Annotated in this window: 14 protein-coding genes; 12 read left to right on the top strand and 2 right to left on the bottom strand. The window is 53.2% G+C overall.

Annotation, left to right across the window (positions count from 1 at the left end; genetic code table 11):
* Window position 1: 1 nt before the first annotated feature.
* Together ACX1DY_RS27450 and ACX1DY_RS27445 are read right to left on the bottom strand one after the other, a co-directional pair.
* Window positions 2-895, bottom strand: coding sequence for a carbohydrate ABC transporter permease (locus ACX1DY_RS27450; protein WP_458967349.1), 894 nt, complete (start codon window positions 893-895; stop codon window positions 2-4).
* A gap of 123 nt (window positions 896-1,018) precedes the next feature.
* A complete protein-coding gene (locus tag ACX1DY_RS27445) occupies window positions 1,019-2,365 on the bottom strand; it encodes an ABC transporter substrate-binding protein (protein ID WP_458967348.1) in 1,347 nt (448 codons plus the stop codon).
* Window positions 2,366-2,566: 201 nt separating this feature from the next.
* Here ACX1DY_RS27445 and ACX1DY_RS27440 point away from each other — a divergent pair, with 201 nt between their 5' ends.
* From ACX1DY_RS27440 to thrC, 12 genes are all read left to right on the top strand, one after another.
* Complete coding sequence (locus ACX1DY_RS27440; protein ID WP_458967347.1) at window positions 2,567-5,119, top strand: beta-mannosidase; 2,553 nt, start codon at window positions 2,567-2,569, stop codon at window positions 5,117-5,119.
* 319 nt (window positions 5,120-5,438) lie between these two features.
* Complete coding sequence (locus ACX1DY_RS27435) at window positions 5,439-7,592, top strand: alpha-galactosidase (protein WP_458967346.1); 2,154 nt, start codon at window positions 5,439-5,441, stop codon at window positions 7,590-7,592.
* Between the two features lie 232 nt (window positions 7,593-7,824).
* Window positions 7,825-8,169, top strand: a complete 345-nt coding sequence (locus ACX1DY_RS27430) for a DUF2294 domain-containing protein (protein WP_458967345.1) — start codon at window positions 7,825-7,827, stop codon at window positions 8,167-8,169.
* Window positions 8,170-8,472: 303 nt separating this feature from the next.
* On the top strand, window positions 8,473-9,573 hold the full coding sequence (locus ACX1DY_RS27425; protein ID WP_458967344.1) for an ABC transporter substrate-binding protein: 1,101 nt from the start codon (window positions 8,473-8,475) through the stop codon (window positions 9,571-9,573).
* Between the two features lie 2 nt (window positions 9,574-9,575).
* Window positions 9,576-10,538 carry a nucleoside hydrolase gene (locus ACX1DY_RS27420; RefSeq protein ID WP_458967343.1) on the top strand — a complete coding sequence of 321 codons (963 nt, stop codon included), beginning with the start codon at window positions 9,576-9,578 and terminating at the stop codon, window positions 10,536-10,538.
* Window position 10,539: 1 nt separating this feature from the next.
* Window positions 10,540-11,358 carry an ABC transporter permease gene (locus ACX1DY_RS27415; protein WP_458967342.1) on the top strand — a complete coding sequence of 273 codons (819 nt, stop codon included), beginning with the start codon at window positions 10,540-10,542 and terminating at the stop codon, window positions 11,356-11,358.
* 4 nt (window positions 11,359-11,362) lie between these two features.
* Window positions 11,363-12,151 (top strand): ABC transporter permease, encoded by a 789-nt coding sequence (locus ACX1DY_RS27410; RefSeq protein WP_458967341.1) that lies wholly within the window; start codon window positions 11,363-11,365, stop codon window positions 12,149-12,151.
* Window positions 12,152-12,185: 34 nt separating this feature from the next.
* The gene (locus tag ACX1DY_RS27405; RefSeq protein WP_458967340.1) at window positions 12,186-13,250 is read left to right on the top strand and encodes an ABC transporter ATP-binding protein; all 1,065 of its coding nucleotides are present in this window, start codon (window positions 12,186-12,188) and stop codon (window positions 13,248-13,250) included.
* Window positions 13,251-13,272: 22 nt separating this feature from the next.
* The gene (locus ACX1DY_RS27400; RefSeq protein ID WP_458967339.1) at window positions 13,273-14,991 is read left to right on the top strand and encodes an adenine deaminase C-terminal domain-containing protein; all 1,719 of its coding nucleotides are present in this window, start codon (window positions 13,273-13,275) and stop codon (window positions 14,989-14,991) included.
* 474 nt (window positions 14,992-15,465) lie between these two features.
* Entirely contained in the window at window positions 15,466-16,059 is a 594-nt protein-coding gene (locus ACX1DY_RS27395) for a hypothetical protein (RefSeq protein WP_458967338.1), read from the top strand.
* A 210-nt stretch (window positions 16,060-16,269) separates the two neighbouring features.
* Window positions 16,270-16,764, top strand: a complete 495-nt coding sequence (locus tag ACX1DY_RS27390) for a CYTH domain-containing protein (protein ID WP_458967337.1) — start codon at window positions 16,270-16,272, stop codon at window positions 16,762-16,764.
* 210 nt (window positions 16,765-16,974) lie between these two features.
* Complete coding sequence (gene thrC, locus ACX1DY_RS27385) at window positions 16,975-18,363, top strand: threonine synthase (protein ID WP_458967336.1); 1,389 nt, start codon at window positions 16,975-16,977, stop codon at window positions 18,361-18,363.
* Window positions 18,364-18,474 lie beyond the last annotated feature (111 nt).

The following is an 18,474-nucleotide window of genomic DNA, read 5'->3' as shown; positions in this document are numbered from 1 at the left end:
TTTACTTGTCTCCTCCCCGGCTCAGAACCAGCTGTTGAACCAGCAGCACGATGACGACAAAGAATAGCAGAATGATGCTCATTGCCGAAGCCAGTCCGTAATTGTTATAACCGAATGCCGTCTCGACCACACGCTGCACATAAGTTTGGCTGGCCCCCGCTGGGCCGCCTTTGGTGAGAACGAACGGAAGGTCAAATACTTCCAGCGCACCCGTAACGGTCAGGAACAGATTCAATTGAATAACGGGCTTCATATTCGGAAGGGTCACTCTCCACAGGGTCTGAAAAGAGCCGGCGCCGTCGATCTTGGCCGCTTCATAAATATCGCGCGGAATGGCCTGCAGGGAGGCGATGTAGATAACCATATTGTAGCCCATGAAGCGCCAGAAGCCAGTGGACGCGAGGGAATAGTTAACGAGGCCTTCAGTCCCGAGCCAGCTGGTCTGGGCCAGATGATGCAGCCCGATGCTGTTCAGGAACAGATTCAGCGAGCCGTTGGTGGTATCAAATACATAGCCAAACATAAAGGCAACGGCGACTCCGTTCATAATGTAAGGCAGGAAGAGCATAATCCGGAAGCCGTTGCGTCCCCGCAGCCTGCTGTTCAGCACAACGGCGAAATAAATCGCAACAATATTCTGGACGATCCCCATAACGAAGTAGGCAAAGTTATGGGTGAACACTTTGAATATATCGGGATTGCTGAAGACCTCGCGGTAATTGTCCAGACCGACCCAAGGCTTCTCGGGGCTATAGCCATCCCAGTTCGTGAAGCTATAGTAGATCAGTGTAATCGCCGGATAATAGGTGAATGTAGCCAGCAGGATTAGCGGAATGAGCAGAAAGGATATGATAATGATCGTCTTCTGTTTGTTGTAGGATAATGTTCCGAACATCGCTTGACCTTCTTTCGTGAAAGCGCTTTTATATTTAAGGCAAAATGGATTATCATAAAGGCGATAATCCATTTTGCGCCGAAGTTATAGGCTATAGCTTATCTTTGAAGTGTGATCCTAAGATCAATAGCCGAGGTCTTTTTTAGCTTTGGCCCAAGCTTTGTTCCATTTGTCGAAGACGGTCTGCGGATCTTTGGCAAGTACGAACTCTTGAGCCATTGCCGGCAGATCGAGCTGTGCCTTGTTGGTTATTTCGATTACTTTTGCATTATCCACAGTACCTTCCTGCAGTGTTACGCCAGAAGCCTGGAATTCCTTCAGTTGGGTCAGCTTGGATTCTTTGCCCTTCAGCGGGGAGATAAATCCGGCGAAATCTTCATAACCGGAATCCTCAATCATCCATTTGACAAAGGCTTTGGCAGCGTCTACATTTTTGCTGTCCTTGGCAACACAATAGAAGAAGTCAGGACTGAGCGGTGCGGTCAGTTTACCCGAGTTGTCATATGGCAGCGGGAAGAAGCCTACGTTGTCGGATGTTGCACCTGCGCCGATGACTTGGTTGATGACCCAGTTGCCTAGGAAGTACATGGCGAACTTGCCGGATGCGATGTCTTTCTTGGACTGTTCCCAGTTGGTGGAGTTGATGTCTTTTTCTAAGTAGCCCTTTTCGTTAAGCTCTCTTAACAGGCTAAGCGATTTGCCGTATCCATTGTCCATTGTGAACGGAGTGTCGGTGTTCAGCTTCTCATTAGGGAAGTCCGGTTTACCTTCAATGATGCGCGGTACTGCATATACCCAGTCGTTCAGCGGCCACTTGTCCTTGAAGTTGGAAGCAAGCGGAATGACACCTTTGGCTTTCAGCTTCTCGCAGGCGGCGAGGAATTCATCCCAGGTCTTGGGGATTTCGGTGATGCCGGCATCGGCGAAGGCTTTCTTGTTGTATACGATACCGGATGTGGAGTTACCGGTTGTAATTCCGTAGAGCTTGCCTTCGTAGGATTTGAAATCTTTGAAGGTAATCTTATCGTTCAGGCCGAGATCGTCCAGTGAGGCAAAATATTTCGGCAGGTCGGAGTTCGGGATGGTAGGGACAAACATAACGTCAGGCAGCTCTCCGCTGGCCATTCTGACCTTTGCTTGCTGGTTGTAGTCGGTTTGTGAGGCTTCGAATTCAACCTTGATGTTCGGATATTTCTCATTGAAGCGCTTTACATATTCGTCATACTCTTTGCCGATCATGTCGGTTCTGTTGGTGAGAAAGGTGATTTTGCCGCTGATATCGGAGCCGCTGGCTGCTGCCGGTTCAGTGGTCGCTGCCGCATCTCCGCCAGTGTTCTCTGGCGCTGTAGTCTCTGCGGGCTTGTCGGTGGCTGTAGCTGCGTTGTTATTGTTGCTGGAGCCGCAGCCTGTCAAGGATAGAGAGAAAACCATGATGATAACAAAACATAACGAAAATAACTTATTTCTCATTGCGTTGTCCCCTTTTCGTGTTATTGTTAGCGTTTACATCATTTATTATAGCGATGAATTTACCGTTGAGAAATGGAGTGATTTATTATTTATTGTCTTCATTTATTCTGTTTGAAAGAATATAATTAGTGTATTGCTAACAATAAGATAACAAAATAGAATGAATATGAAAACGATTTATATTCGTATTTAGGAGGTACTATGAAACAACTGCAACTTCAATTGAACAACTGGGAATTTAGAGCCTGCGGTGATGACGCGTGGCTGCCGGCAGCCGTACCGGGAACGGTGCATACTGATCTGCTTCGCAATGGACTTATTCCGCAGCCTTTTTATGGAAAGAACGAGCACGAGCTGCAATGGATCGACAAAAAGGACTGGGAATACCGGACGGTCCTGCAGCTAGATGAGGAATGGGAGCGTCTCGGAGTGACCGAACTGGTCTTCGCCGGTCTGGACACGTATGCCGATGTTTTCGTAAATGATGTCCATGTGCTCTCTGCGGACAATATGTTCCGGTCCTGGACCGTGGATGTGAAGGAGCTGCTGCGGACGGGTGAAAATGAAATTCGGATCAGATTCCGTTCAGTGGTGCAGGAGGATCTGCCTAAGCTGGAGCGGCTCGGCTATGCGCTTCCGGCGCCCAATGACCAATCGGAGCTGGGCGGGCTTGGGGAGCAGCAGATCAGCGTCTTCGCCCGCAAAGCGCCTTATCATTATGGCTGGGACTGGGGCCCGAGATTCGTGACCAGCGGCATCTGGCGCGAGGCGGTGCTGGAAGGCTGGGACAGTGTGAAGGTGACTGACTTATATATCCGCCAAAATGCGGTCACAGCCGCCGAAGCCAGGCTGACGGCGGTGGTAGAGGTGGATTCGCCGGCAGGCTGGGACGGGCTGCTGCGGATCTGCTCTGGCGGACAGGAATGGATGAAGTCTGTTTCGGTACAGCCGGGTAAGCAGATTCTGGAGCTGGAGGCTGTAGTTGATCAGCCCCGTCTCTGGTGGTGCAACGGACTGGGTGAGCCTAATCTGACCGCGTTCCGCGCAGAGCTGCTGCAAGGCGGCAAAGCCATAGCGCAGGCGGAGGTAACTACCGGACTGCGGGAGATCAAGCTGATCCGGCAGCCGGATGAGCGGGGGGCGTCGTTTTATTTTGAGCTGAACGGTGTTCGGGTCTTTGCCAAAGGCTCTAATCATATTCCGAACGACAGTTTTGCCACAGAGGTCACTGAGGAGCGTTACCGTCATGAGATCGCCTCGGCGGTTGCATCCAATATGAACATGCTGCGGGTGTGGGGTGGCGGTATTTATGAAGAGGATGTTTTTTACCGGCTGTGCGATGAATATGGTCTGCTGGTGTGGCAGGATTTCATGTTCGCCTGCAGCATGTATCCCGGGGATGAGCATTTCCTGAAGAGTGTGCGGGAGGAAGCCGAGTATAACGTGCGGAGACTGCGCAATCATCCGTGCATCGCCCTGTGGTGCGGCAATAATGAGATGGATTCGGCCTGGGCGCATTATGAGGACAACATAGGCTGGGGCTGGAAGGAGAAGCTTAGCCAGGATATCCGTGAGACATTATGGAAGGCTTATGAAGCCGTGTTCCACCATATTCTGCCGGAAGCTGTAGCTGCCGGTCACCCGGATGTGGATTACTGGGCATCTTCTCCGCTGCGGGACCTTACCGGGGATGCCAATCAGCACGCGACAAGGATTGCCGGTGAGGGCGATATCCATTATTGGGGCGTGTGGCATGCGAGCGAGCCGTTTGAGAACTACAATGTCAAGGTAGGCCGCTTTATGAGTGAATACGGCTTCCAGTCCTTTCCTGAACTAAAGTCGGTGCTTAGCTATGCGGAAGAGAGCGATATGGCGCTGGAATCGGAGGTTATGCTGGCTCATCAGAAGAACGGACGCGGCAACCTGCTGATTAAGGAGTATATGGATATCTATCTGCCGGAGCCGAAGGATTTCAGAGGGTTCCTCTACATGAGCCAGATTCTTCAGGCAGAGGCGATGCGGATTGCTATTGAAAGCCACAGAAGAAACAAGCCTTACTGCATGGGCACGTTGTATTGGCAAATGAACGATTGCTGGCCGGTTGCCTCCTGGGCGGGCATGGATTATTACGGCCGCTGGAAGGCGCTGCAATACACGGTCCGCAAAAGCTTCCAGGAGCTAATGCTCTCCATCGTCAGCCCTGACGGGGAGAACCTTCAGGTGCATGCCGTGTCCGACCGGCAGGAAGCGACTGGCGGCGTGCTGCAGATCCGGCTGCAGGACTTCAGCGGCGCTCTGCTGCAGGAATGGTCCGAGCCGGTGACGCTGGCAGCGGATTCGGCGGGGATCGTATTTACAGCGAAGCTGGCCGATCTGCTTGCGGACCGCGATCCCGGCCGGGTGCTGTTGACTGCGTCTCTCCTGGCAGACAGCGGACTGTCCGCGCATTCGCGGCACTACTTCGCATCAGCCAAGGAGATTGCAATGACCCGGCCTGCCCTAGCGGTGGAAGAGGTTCCGGGCAGCGGCGGACTGCGCTTCACGGTAACCAGCGATGTGCTGGCGAGAGGGGTGTATCTGACAGCGGAAGAAGAGGGAATCTTCTCGGACAACTTCTTTGACCTGCTTCCGGGCGAGACGAAGACCGTGGAATTCTTCCTGCGCGGCAACGCGACCGAGGACTTCATTCCGGCTGCGCCGAAGGGTCTGGAGATTCATTCGATGGCGGATTATGTAAACGGCGGCCAGGTGTAAATCAGGTGGAGGCTTCCTGAAGCCGAGCGTTGGGCGAATTTTTCTGAAACAGGCTTAATTGAAATGTGCTGTTGTTGATTCTGTTGAACTAAAGAAAAAATAAAAAGGGCCGAAGTGACGGAGGGGAGGTTTGGAACTGTAGGAGCGATAGCGTCCGCCTTTGTTCACAGATTTCAACCGCGAGCAGCGGCCCCAAATCAGGAAATCTGTGAACAACAGCGGCCGGAAGTCCAAACATTCCCCGCAGTTACGACCAGACCCAAATATGAAAATCTATAGTTCAACGGATATAACTTCCAGGAGAGAAGGAACTAAGGCTATGGCAATTTGGATACAGGATAACAAAGGGATATTCCATTTGCAAAGCAAGGGCATGAGCTACATCATCGAGCTGGTTAATGACTATCCGGCGCATGTCTATTGGGGGAAAAAGCTGCGCTACGGCAGCAATCTGGAAGGCTTGCACCCATTGGTGACAGGCGGCTCGCTTGACCGCCTGCCGCAGGAATACCCGCAGTACGGCACGGGGGATTTCCGTGTGCCTGCATACCAGGCGAAGCTTGAGGATGGGACACGGATCACTGAGCTGCGCTACCAGGGATACCGCGTAATGGAAGGGAAACCGGCGCTCGCCGGGCTGCCTTCGGTCTATGTGGAGTCGGCGGAGGAAGCGGACACGCTGGAGCTTACGCTGCGCGATGACTATGCCAAGCTGAACGTGATCCTGCGCTATACCGTCTACAAGGAACTGGATGTGATTGCACGTTCCGTGGAATTTGTAAATGACGGCCCGGCTCCGCTGCAATTGCAGCGGGCCTTGAGCGCTTCTATTGATTTTCAGGCAGCGGGGATGGAGATGATCTATCTCTCCGGCGCCTGGTCGCGGGAAGGCAATATCACCCGCAGACGTCTTGAGCAGGGCAGCACTGGAATCCAGAGCCGACGCGGGATGAGCAGCCACCAGCACAACCCTTTTGCCGCGCTGGCTAAGCCCGGTGCGGATGAGAACCGGGGGGAAGTATACGGCTTCTCCCTGGTGTACAGCGGCGGCTTCGAAGCCGAAGCGGAGGTCGATTCCTTCGGAATGACCCGCATGGCCATCGGGCTGAATTCGTTCGACTTCTCCTGGAAGCTGGAGCCGGGCGAGCGGTTCCAGACCCCGGAAGCAGTCATGGTCTACTCGGGTCAGGGAATCGGGGGAATGTCGAGAACTTATCACCGCCTGTACCGGACGCGGCTGAGCAGAGGACAGTACAGGGACAAGGAGCGGCCCATCTTGGTGAACAACTGGGAAGCGACCTATTTCAATTTCAATACCGAGAAGCTTGAGGCGATTGCCGCCGAAGGCGCAAAGCTTGGTATCGAGCTGTTCGTGCTGGACGATGGCTGGTTCGGCAAACGGGATTCAGACAACTCCTCGCTTGGTGACTGGACCGAGGATCTGCGCAAGCTGCCCGGCGGACTCTCTGATCTGGCGCAGCGGGTGAACGGCCATGGCCTGAAGTTCGGCCTGTGGGTTGAGCCGGAGATGATCTCGCCGGACAGTGACCTGTACCGCAGCCACCCGGACTGGTGTCTGCATGTTCCGGGCCGCCGCCGCAGTGAGTTCCGCTGGCAACTGGTGCTGGACTACACCAGAGAAGAGGTGCGGCAGTATATTTTTGAATCACTCAGCCGCATCTTCTCCACCGTTCCGGTGGCCTATATCAAATGGGATATGAACCGCTGCCTGACGGAGATCGGCTCGGCGCAGCTTCCGGCAGAACGCCAGAGTGAAACGGCGCACCGTTATGTGCTGGGGCTGTATGAGCTGCTGGAACGGCTAACTTCTACATTCCCTCATATTCTGTTCGAGAGCTGCTGCAGCGGCGGCGGACGTTTTGATCCCGGCATGCTCTACTATATGCCGCAGACCTGGACCAGCGATGATACCGATGCGGTAGAGCGGCTCAAGATTCAGTATGGCACAAGCCTTGTTTATCCGGTCAGCGCGATAGGTGCGCATGTCTCCGCTGTGCCGAATCATCAGGTCGGGCGGATTACGCCATTGTCCTTCCGCGGCGATGTCGCTATGTCCGGCAATTTCGGCTACGAGCTGGATCTGACCAAATTCACCCCGGAAGAGAAAGAGTTGGTCAAGGCGCAGGTGGCGAACTATAAGGAGATCCGCAGCCTGGTGCAGCAGGGTAATCTGTACCGTCTGCAAAGTCCGTTCGAAGGCAATGAGACGGCCTGGATGTTCGTTTCGGATGATCAGCGTGAGGCGCTGGTCTACTATTTCCGGGTGATGGCGACGCCGCACCCGGCGCGCCGCACGCTGCTGCTCAGCGGGCTGAACCCGGATTTCGACTACCGCCTCGCGGACAGCGGTGAAGTCTACGGCGGCGACCGCCTGATGCAGGCGGGGCTGACGCTGCCGGACATCCAGCAGGATTTTGTGAGCGGATGTTATCGGCTGGCGGCGCAAGCTTAGCAAAGAAAATTTGTACATTTGGGGCAGGTCAGGGCATGCGATGCTTTGACTTGCCCCTATTTTTTGGGAAGAGGATTCCGATTGATCCTCCAGAGAAAAAGTGCTATTGTTCGTGTTTGGCGTCACTTTCATGTTAAGTATGGCTTTTTTCTTGCCTGAAATGCAATAATTATGTATAATAACAATTGCTATCGATGTGATTGTACGATATTCTGTTTTCAAAGGTGGTTTCATGGCAGAACTGGAAAACAGCGAGCAGAAGAAGAAGATGTGCCAGATCTATAATGAGATCTCCAAGGAATTGTTTGGTTTCGGTACGACCCTGCTCCGCGTTACTGTCGATCAGCGGGTCATTACCTTTCACGCAAAGCACCGCCGGTCTCCCCGGTCTTCCGCACTTGAAGGCGAAGCACCAGAGCTTAAGCAGGAAGTTGATTTTCGCATGTCGCTGCTGTTCAAGAAGAGATTCAGAGAGCGGCTGGGGGAAGAGATGGGGCTTCAGATTGAGGTTCTGCTCAGGGATTACGATGCACCGACCGGGTGGGCCTTTACGAACATGATATTGGCCGGAGAATGACAATTTATATACCAACCTGCGGATTTTCGTTTTTGATCTATCTTAAGCGAAGACCGTCCTTCTATAACGGGTAGCTCTTTTACTTTGTTTACACAAAGGAAAGTGTTCTTGTTCCTACAAGAATGCTTTTCTTTTTTTTATGAAAAAATAAGGGGAATCAAGATTTTATTACCAATGGGAGGTGCTGCGCAACCGGACTCCGCTATTTAGACAGCTTGGAAAGTGGCTAATCGATTATGCCTGGAATCATACGGGTAACTGCTGGAATTGTACCGCAAATTACATTTGGGAGGTTATTTACTAATGAAAAAGATTTGGACTACTAGCCTTGCTCTTGCACTGACTTCTTTGCTTGCCGCTTGCGGCACATCCGGCGGTAACAACAACGCTGCGTCGAATAGCGCCGCGGCTACTAATGCAGCCGCACCGGAAGTGACCCAATCGGGTACTCCTACGGAACTGGTTATCTCGACATGGGGCTTCTCGGAGGACTTCTTCAAGGAGTCGGTCTATGCGCCGTTTGAGAAAGAGCATAATGTGAAGATCGTCGTTGAAATTGGTAACAATGCCGAGCGATTGAACAAAATCCGCCAAGGAAGCTCCGATGTGGATGTGGTCTATCTGTCAGACTATTATGCGCAGCAGGCGATTAACGAAGGGCTGTTCGAAACGATTGACCGCAGCAAAATCCCGAATCTCGAACAGATTTATGACATCGCCAAAGCACCACTGGGCGAAGAATATGGTCCCGCTTATACGATAGGACGTCTGGGAGTTGCCTACAACCCTGCGCTGGTTAAGGGTGAAGTGAAATCCTGGAGCGATTTGTGGACACAGTTTGACAAGAATCTTGCAATGCCGGCAATTACAGCTACAGCGGGTCCGATGATTGTGGATGCGGCGTCCTTGGCGGCGGGCAACACCGAATTCAATGCAGACCAGGCGTTCACGAAGCTGAAGGAGCTGGATAGCAACGTAGTTAAGTACTACAGCCAGACTTCGGAATATGTGAACATGTTCGGCCAGGAGGAAATTGCCGGCGGTCCGATCATGGAAATGTACTTCAAGGACTTGCAGGCTGCTGTGCCGGATGCCAAGTTCGTAGCGCCGTCCGAAGGTGCTTATGCTGTAATGAATACGGTCAACGTCGTCAAAGGCAGCAACAATAAAGAGCTTGCCGAAGAGTTCATCAACTGGCAGTTGAGCCAGGAGGTGCAGGAGAAATCCGCCAAAGCCAAGGTCGATTCCCCTGTCAATATCAACGTAACGCTGACTCCTGAAGAGGCAGTGGGTGTAACTTACGGACCGGATGTTATCGGACAGTTGCGCAAGCTGGATATGTCCTTCGTCAATCAGCATATTACAGAGTGGACGGACCGCTTCAACCGTGAGATTGGCGGCTAAGAATGACGGGGCGCAAAAAAGTCATTCTGGACGTGGATACAGGGGTGGATGACGCGCTGGCGATCATGCTGGCGGTCACGAGCGGGCAGCTCGATATTCTGGGCATCACCACAGTCAGCGGCAATGTCTCGCTGGATCAGGCAACTCTGAACACCTGCAAGATTCTGGAGCTGCTCGGGGTATCCGGGCAGATTCCGGTATATCGCGGAGCTGATAAGCCGCTAGTGCGCGAGCAGCTCTTCGAGCACCGTGTACACGGTGCGGACGGCATCGGCGGCGCACTGGGCGATATGCCGGTTATGAAGCAGGCGGAAGCGGAGGCGGCGGAAGACTTCATCATCCGCCAGCTGCTGGCGCAGCCCGGAGAGATCACGCTGATTATGACCGCGCCGCTGACCAATCTGGCCCGGGCACTGCAGAAGTGCCCGGAGCTTGTGCAGCATGCTGCCGAGGTGATTGTGATGGGCGGCGTGGTGCAGGGCTACGGCAATATTACACCGACGGCGGAATACAACATGTACGTCGATCCTGAAGCTGCGAAGCAGGTGCTTGCCGCAGGATTCCCCCGGCTGACGCTGGTCGGTCTGGATGTTACCCGCCGGGCGCTGCTTGGCGCAGAGGATATCAAGAAGCTGCGCATTCCTGCTATACGCGATTATGTGGAGCGGAGCACAGCCGGATACCGGGAGCGATACTATGAGCGCAACGGTGTGCAGGCCTGTGCCCTGCATGATCCGCTGGCGGTGGGTGTGGCGCTGAACAAGGATTTTGTCACGAAATACGATTATTATGTGGACGTGGAGACCCGCAGTGAGCTGTGCGACGGTCAGACGGTCTGCGATTTCCAGAACCGGCTGAACCGGCCGCCGAACACCAGTGTTTGCCTGGAGGTGGACGCGTCCGCTTTTCTGGAATGCTTCATTGACAGCTTGAACCAAGAGCCGAAGAAGGACGGGAGTCGTTAGAATGAATAAAAAAGCGATGGTTCTCCTGCTGCCGGGACTGCTGTTCCTGGCAGCCTTCATGCTGATACCTATTACGCTGACCATTGCCTCCACGTTTGTGCAGGACGGAAAGCTGACGCTGGAAGGGTATTTGCATTTTTTCCGCGACGGGTACTTTAACCGCATCCTGCTGACTACGCTCCGGGTGAGTGCCCTGACCACACTGATCTGCATGGTGCTGGGGTATCCGGTGGCTTACTATATTTCGCGGACCAGCGCCCGCAAGAAGAGTATTCTGCTCGCGCTGTCGATTTTTCCGCTGCTGACAAGTCCGGTTGTCCGCTCCTTTAGCTGGATGATTATTCTCGGCAAAAAAGGGCTGATCAACTCCTTACTCGTCAACATCCATCTGATCGATAAACCGCTGGATATTCTCTACACACCTACGGCAATGATGATCGGGCTGGTGCATTTGTTCCTGCCGCTGATTATCATCACACTGCTTGGAGTGATGGAGAATCTGGATCATGAGCTGGTGCGGGCGGCGCGCAGCCTGGGCGCTTCTCCATTCACGGCTTTCCGTAAAATCACTTTTCCGCTGACTGTGCCGGGTCTGATCATCGGCGGCATTCTGGTCTTTGTCGGCAGTCTGACGGCGTATACGACACCAGCGCTGCTTGGCGGCAAGGAACGGGTGGTCTCCACCTTTTTATATCAGAACGCGATGACGTTGAACGACTGGCAGGCGGCTTCGGTCATCGCCGTAATTATGATCGTCATTACATTCGTGGTCGTGGGGCTGATGAACGCCTGGGCCAACCGATTAAATCCGAAGGGGTGAGAACATGAAGGAAGGCAACCGCGCGTTGTCCTTGTACACGCTGCTGGTCTTTATTTTTTTGCTGGGCCCGCTCGTTATTATTTCCGTGACTTCCTTTGAGCCGGGCACAGTCCTGAAATTCCCCCCTGAGGGCTTTTCATTGCGGTGGTACAAGAACATCTTCGAGGTCAGTGCATTCATGGAAACGTTCAAGACCTCGATTGTGATCTCGCTTCTCGGCAATCTGCTGGCGCTCCTTCTGGGTGTGCCTGCAGCCTACGCGCTGAGCCGTTACCGGTTCCGCGGACGGGACACGCTGAATGCGATTTTTCTGTCTCCGGTGCTGATTCCCGGGATTGTGCTGGGCTTCACGCTGCTGCGCTACCTGATTGTGGTGTACGGGCTGCCGATTGTCGCCGGACTCTTGATCGGGCATACGGTGATTATGCTGCCTTTTATTATCCGGGTCATCGCTTCGAGTCTGGAGAATTTCGACTTTGCTGTGGAAGAAGCGGCGCAGAGTCTGGGGGCCAGCAGGCTGTATACGTTCTTCAAGGTAGTCCTGCCCAATATCCGTTCCGGCATTCTGGCGGCCATTCTGATTGCCTTCCTGGAATCTTTCAACAACGTGGACATTTCCGTGTTCATGACTGGTCCGGGGATCAGCACGCTGCCGATTCAAATGCTGACTTATGTGCAAAATTATTTCGATCCTACGATTGCCGCTATTTCGCTCCTTCTAATGGTGCTGACGGCGGCGCTGATGTTCATCATCGAGCGGCTGATGGGATTCGCCTATTTCACCAAACGATAGACTATTTAACCAAAAGATACGGAGGCATAATGCAATGGCGCTCTTAAGTCTGGAACATGTATCGGTTGCTTATGACAACCGTCTGATCCTGGAAGATTTCAATCTGTCGCTGGAAAAAGGGCAGCTTCTCTCACTGCTCGGACCCAGCGGCTGCGGCAAAACAACCACGCTGCGGCTGATCGCCGGATTCCTGAATGCGGAAGCGGGCAATTTCATGTTCTCCGGGAAGGACTACACTAAGGTTCCGGTGGAAAAGCGGAATTTCGGCTTTGTGTTTCAGAGCTATGCGCTGTTCCCGCACCTGTCGGTTTATGACAATGTGGCGTTCGGCCTGCGTCTTCGTAAGCTGAAGGAAGCGGAGGTCAAGAAGCGCGTTACACGGATACTGGAGATTGTTAGTCTGGGCGGTTTTGAGAAAAGGCTGCCAGCTGCCCTGTCCGGCGGACAGCGCCAGCGGGTAGCGATTGCCCGGGCGCTGGTCATCGAGCCGGACCTGCTTCTGTTCGACGAGCCGCTTAGTAATCTCGATGCGAATCTGCGGGTGAATATGCGTGTGGAAATCCGCCGCATTCAGCAGGAGCTGGGCATTACGACGGTCTATGTCTCCCATGATCAGGAGGAATGCTTCTCCATCTCCGATCAGGTGGCCGTCATGAATAACGGCAAGATCGAGCAGCTCGATCAGCCGTCAGCGATCTTTAAATATCCTGCGAGTGAATTCGTGGCCCGGTTCATCGGGTTTGGGAACTTTATCTCGTTTGAGGACAGAAGCGATGAGGGAGCAGATATTGAGCTGAGCCGGGGAACGCTGAGGTTTCTGGCGGCCAAACGCCCGGGCGGCGAAGGCAATACCGGCCTGCTCGGGGCGATCCGCCCAGACGATCTGCAGCTCTATGGCAGCACGCCGGATTCCGGCATGGCCGGCAACACCTTGACCGGTAAGGTGCAGGTCAGCACATATCTCGGCCGCAGCTACCAATACCAGGTGGAGACGGAACTGGGAGTCTTTACGGTCAATCAGGAGATGGAGCACCCTTTCGTGCAAGGGGAGCAGGTCACGGTTTATTTTCCAAAAGAGAAGCTGGTGCTGGTGCAGTAGCGCTTTATAAGGAGCATACACGATGATTACAGATCAACTTATACTGAACGCGAAAGTATACAACAGTTACTATAAACGGTTCGAGCTGGCGAATGTCGCCGTGCAGGACGGACGTTTTCTCTATATCGGGCCGCTCGGTGCGGAGACGTTTGAGGCGAAGGAAATCATTCAGGCAGAGGGGCAATATATGGTGCCCGGCCTGATTGATATTCATCTGCACATCGAGAGTACGATGATTACACCGGAAACCTTTTCCTACGGTATTCTGCAGCATGGGGTAACGACGATTGTCCCTGAGCCGCATGAAATGGCCAATGTGTTCGGCGTCGAGGGTGTACATGAGATGATCCGGGCGAGCAGTGAATGCGCGGTGGACATGTTCTATTCGATACCGAGCTCGGTACCGGCAACTACGCTGGAGACAACGGGGGGTTCCATTGAAATTGCGGATATCGACGAGCTGATGGAGACGGAGCGAATGATCTGTCTGGGCGAAGTCATGAATTATGTTGATGTCATTCGTGATCCCCAGGGGAAAAGCAACCGCATCCTGCAGCATGTCCGCAGCCGTTATCCGGGTCTTGTGATTGAGGGCCATACGCCTAAGCTGCTGGACCTTGATCTGCACCGCCTGATTTATGCCGGCATTGATTCGGACCATACGCACCAGAGCATTGAAGGCCTCAAGGCGCGGATCGCGGCGGGGATGTTCATCGAGATTCAGGAAAAATCAATGACCCCGGAAGTCGTGGACTACCTGGTCCGCCATGCGGTCAGCGAGCATTTCTGCTTCGTGACCGATGATGTGATGACCGATTCGCTGGTACAGTCAGGGCATCTCGACAATCTGGTGCGCAAGGCCATCACTATGGGCATGGCCCCGGAGGATGCGGTCTATGCTGCTACGTTCACCCCGGCCCGCCGGATGAAGATGGATGACCGCGGCGTGATCGCGCCGAACAAAACCGCCGATTATCTGCTGCTGTCCGCTCTGGACAGCTTCGTCATCGAAGCGGTATACAAGCGGGGCGCGCAGGTCTATAACCGCAAGCAGCCGCTGCCGCAGGCGGAGCGGGGACCGCGGTTCCCGGCCCATTTCTATAAGAGCGTTAAGCTGGCTCCCTTGGCCGCTGCCGACTTCGCGGTGCCATCGGAGCTGCCGGACGGCCGCTATGGCTGCCGTGTGATGATGGTGGGCAACGTCTCCACATTCACCGAGGAGAAGCATGGGGAGGCCGGGGTTAAAGACGGCCTGCTGCAGTGGCAGGAGAGCGGCTTCGGCCTGATCGCCACCTTCGAGCGTTATGGCAAGAACGGCAACCGTGCCTACGGCCTGATCGGCGGCGACACGATCAAGCGCGGCGCGATTGCGACCACGTATTCGCACGACAACCACAATCTGCTGGTTGTGGGCCATAACCCTGAGGACATGGTCCTGGCGGCTAATACAGTGATTGCCGAGCAAGGCGGCTTCTGCGTCGTGCTGGATGGCGAGATTATCGCTTCGCTGGCGCTGCCGGTCGGCGGCATTCTGACCGAAGCGCCGCTTGGAGAGACGGCGGAGCGCGTACTCGCGCTGCGGACAGCGATGGAAGCGCTGGGCTACAATCATTACAACCCGATTATGTCGATCAGCACGCATTCCCTTCCGGTCAGCCCGGCGCTCAAAATCACAGACCACGGCCTGATTGATGTCGGGGCGGGCCGTGTGGTGCCGCTGCTATTTCCGCTTGGGGAATAGCAGCCCATTTGGAGTATGAGATAGTGTAACAGAGTATGGCCGGAGACGGGGTATCCCAGCATGGGGTATCCCGTTTTCTGAATCTAGATTGCTATACAAACTAGCCTGATTGCACTTTCTGCAATAGAAAGCCCATTGTTCCCGGATAAACCGCATTTTGCTGCATAGAGTGCAATAGATTTCTGGATTTTGGAGCAAAAGCACCCGTTCCACTGAATTCTGGAGAATGCAATAGATTCTGTTTTTCGGTGAATATAGGAGGAGTCTGTTGTAGAAAATGCAATAGGATGCGCCGCCATCTGAAATAAGAACATCATCCTAAAGGGAGCAGCCGCAATGACGGGGTGAAGCTGAGAATGCTGCTTATGCTTTGGTTTTCCCGATCAGGCAAAGCGTTTTTTTGTACATTCCATGTTGTGCCCAATTGTATATAATGGAAGTGTTGCTTGATTTCGGAGGAGAGGCGGAGCGGCTATGTTAGATCAGGGGAACGAAGCAGAGCAGGCGGGGAAGACTGAGAAGCCGGAGAAGTCGGAAAGTCGTGAAAATCCGGGTGGTCAGGGAAATCCGGGTGAACGGAAGAGGTTTGGGTCGTGGAGTAATCCGGCAATGTGGAGGAAGCCGACGCTGACGCAGATATTCCTGACGATTTTTCTGCTTGGAATGGCTGTGTACTGGGTGGGGACGCTCGTGCAGATGTTCAGCTCCTTTGAGGACCGGGTATCCGGGCGCATCCAGTTGCAGGATATTACCTCTATTGCAGTTACCCGAACCGCGAAGGGAGCGGCGGATGGGGTCAAAGTCACTGTAACCGATAAAGCGAAAATCGCAGAGATCATGGACGCTTTTGCCGATGTCAAATTAAGAAGCTCCGATCCTTCCCGCAATTATACCAATAGATACTTGATTCAAATTGATGTAAACAAATACTTAAGATTCAGCATTGAACTGGATGATCAAAAGTACATCTCCATCTTTGACCATGACAGAAAGGATAAATACAGCAGCGGGTTTTTTAAAATAATCAATCATTATGACATGCAGTCTATCGAGAGCCTGTTCCCATAAGATTTCGGGTTACCGATTGACTTGCGTATGACCCGCCCCTATGATGATAAATAATATAAAGACTATATAAGCTGAACTTTAAAATGAAATCAATAAAAGGGCGAAGTAATGGAGGGGAGAAGTCCAAACATTCCCCGTAATTACGACCAGCCCCAATATGAAAATCTTAAGTTCGGCTTATATCACTGAAACACAGAGGAGAGACACAGCATGGGCATGGAGATTGAACGCAAATTCCTGCTGCCGGAATACCCGGAGGGGCTGATTGCGGAAGGTCAGGTGAAGGTGCTTACCCGGCACAGCATTGACCAGACCTATCTTGCGATTGAGGACGGGCAGGAGCTGAGAGTACGCAAGATCACCGATCTGGATTCGGGCGAGATTACATATACCCATACCTTCAAGGATGGCAAAGGCATCAGCCGCAAGGAGATCGAATATTTCATCTCGGAGGGCTTGTACAATCAGATGATTGAGGCGGTAAAGGCGGTGCCGCTGGTGAAGACGCGCATTACAGGCCTATGGAACGGAACTACTATTGAGATTGACCTCTATACCCAGCTTGAGCTTACGGTGCTTGAGGTTGAGTTCGATTCTATGGAGGAAGCTGAGCGCTTCGCGGCCCCTGAATGGTTCGGCAAGGATATCAGCGTAGAGAAGAAATATAGCAACAAAACCGTCTGGAAAGATCTGCAGAACAAATAGCGAGTATGCGCGGCGGTGTCTGAAGTCAGTGTACGCCCGGCTGGAGGATGGATGGCTTCTACCCGTAAAAAGACGCGCCGTATATTTTCCCGCAAAAGTTGACACAGAAGTAACGGACTTTAACGCTTAAACGTGTTACTATGTAGATTAAGCTTAAGCATCGTGTACCAGCAGGTTAAATAAAGAGGGGTTCAGGAGGATGAGAGAGGTATGGAGTATATAAGCACAAGAGGCAAGGTAAAAGCTAAAGGCTTTATTGATACGGTTCTGATGGGGCTGGCGGATGACGGCGGGCTGATGGTGCCGGCTCAGATTCCGGTAATCTCCCCCGAGAAGCTGGAGGAATGGCGGAGCCTTAGCTACCAGGAGCTGTTTCTTGAAATTTTCTCATACTATACTAACGACGAAATTCCCTATGATGATCTCAAAAAAATGGCCGCCACCAGCTACGGCAATTTCCGCACACCGGAAGTGACGCCTCTGCACAAAGTCAATGACTCCTTATATGTGCTGGAGCTGTTCCACGGGCCTACGTTCGCTTTCAAGGATGTGGCGCTGCAGTTCATGGGCGAGCTGTATTCCTATATTGCCAAGGTGCGGGGCGAAATTATCCATATCCTCGGAGCGACCTCAGGCGATACCGGAGCGGCGGCGATTCAGGGCGTGCGCGGCAAGGAAGGCATCAAAATCTGTATCCTTCACCCGCACGGCAAGGTCAGCAAGGTACAGGAGCTGCAAATGACAACGGTGGACGACAGCAATGTGCTGAACCTGTCCGTGGAGGGCAACTTTGACGATTGTCAGAAGGTAATTAAGGAGCTGTTCGCCGATCTGGACTTCAAGGGACGGTATCATCTGCGGGCGATCAACTCGATCAACTTCGTGCGCATTTTGGCGCAGACGGTCTATTATTTCTATGCCTATCTGCAGATTAAAGACAGTGCGGAGAAGAAGATTAACATCAGTGTGCCTTCGGGCAACTTTGGCAATATTTTCTCGGGTTATCTGGCTAAAAAGATGGGCCTGCCGATTAACAAGCTGATCATTGCCACCAACGAAAATAACATTCTCGAACGGTTCGTGCTGACCGGCGAATATAAGCCAGGCAGCTTCACCGGAACCTACAGCCCGTCGATGGATATCCAGGTGGCGAGCAACTTCGAGCGTTATCTCTATTACCTCGTAGACGAGGATGCGGTGAAGCTGTCCGCGTATATGGCTGAGCTGCAGACAGAGGGCAAAATTTCGGTGGCCGGGGAAGCTTTTGCCCAGGTACAGCAGGATTTCGCCGCGCTGGGGGTTAAGAATCAGATGTGCCTTGATACCATCAGCAAATACGAGCGGGAATACGGCTATCTGCTGGACCCGCATACAGCTTGCGGCATCGCAGCGTACGAAGCGTTCAGCGGCCCGGATGAAACGGCCATCACCTTCGCGACAGCCCATCCGGCAAAATTCGACGAGGCGATTGCCCTGACCGGCATCAAGCAGGAGTTCCCGGCACCGATAGCAGCCCTGTTCTCCATGCCGCAATTTATGACCGTAGTGGAGCATGACAAGGCGGAGATCGTACGCCAGTTGCAGGACTTCTACGGATAAAACATTACAAAGCAGCGCTTGCAGGCATCCCCTGCCGGCACCTTAATACAACCTTCTGCGCAAGGCCCTGTCCTGATCTAGGACGGGGTTTTTGTGCTTGTTCATATTCCG

The sequence above is a fragment of the Paenibacillus sp. BAC0078 genome, from assembly GCF_054483875.1.
Note: the sequence above shows the minus strand (reverse complement) of the source record. Positions and strands in the feature narration are given on the sequence as shown.

Excerpts from the sequence above, each read along its gene's own strand:
- ACX1DY_RS27450 (WP_458967349.1), bottom strand. The coding sequence starts at position 895 with ATGTTCGGAACATTATCCTACAACAAACAGAAGACGATCATTATCATA.
- ACX1DY_RS27445 (WP_458967348.1), bottom strand. The coding sequence starts at position 2,365 with ATGAGAAATAAGTTATTTTCGTTATGTTTTGTTATCATCATGGTTTTC.
- ACX1DY_RS27440 (WP_458967347.1), top strand. The coding sequence starts at position 2,567 with ATGAAACAACTGCAACTTCAATTGAACAACTGGGAATTTAGAGCCTGC.
- ACX1DY_RS27435 (WP_458967346.1), top strand. The coding sequence starts at position 5,439 with ATGGCAATTTGGATACAGGATAACAAAGGGATATTCCATTTGCAAAGC.
- ACX1DY_RS27430 (WP_458967345.1), top strand. The coding sequence starts at position 7,825 with ATGGCAGAACTGGAAAACAGCGAGCAGAAGAAGAAGATGTGCCAGATC.
- ACX1DY_RS27425 (WP_458967344.1), top strand. The coding sequence starts at position 8,473 with ATGAAAAAGATTTGGACTACTAGCCTTGCTCTTGCACTGACTTCTTTG.
- ACX1DY_RS27420 (WP_458967343.1), top strand. The coding sequence starts at position 9,576 with ATGACGGGGCGCAAAAAAGTCATTCTGGACGTGGATACAGGGGTGGAT.
- ACX1DY_RS27415 (WP_458967342.1), top strand. The coding sequence starts at position 10,540 with ATGAATAAAAAAGCGATGGTTCTCCTGCTGCCGGGACTGCTGTTCCTG.
- ACX1DY_RS27410 (WP_458967341.1), top strand. The coding sequence starts at position 11,363 with ATGAAGGAAGGCAACCGCGCGTTGTCCTTGTACACGCTGCTGGTCTTT.
- ACX1DY_RS27405 (WP_458967340.1), top strand. The coding sequence starts at position 12,186 with ATGGCGCTCTTAAGTCTGGAACATGTATCGGTTGCTTATGACAACCGT.
- ACX1DY_RS27400 (WP_458967339.1), top strand. The coding sequence starts at position 13,273 with ATGATTACAGATCAACTTATACTGAACGCGAAAGTATACAACAGTTAC.
- ACX1DY_RS27395 (WP_458967338.1), top strand. The coding sequence starts at position 15,466 with ATGTTAGATCAGGGGAACGAAGCAGAGCAGGCGGGGAAGACTGAGAAG.
- ACX1DY_RS27390 (WP_458967337.1), top strand. The coding sequence starts at position 16,270 with ATGGGCATGGAGATTGAACGCAAATTCCTGCTGCCGGAATACCCGGAG.
- thrC (WP_458967336.1), top strand. The coding sequence starts at position 16,975 with ATGGAGTATATAAGCACAAGAGGCAAGGTAAAAGCTAAAGGCTTTATT.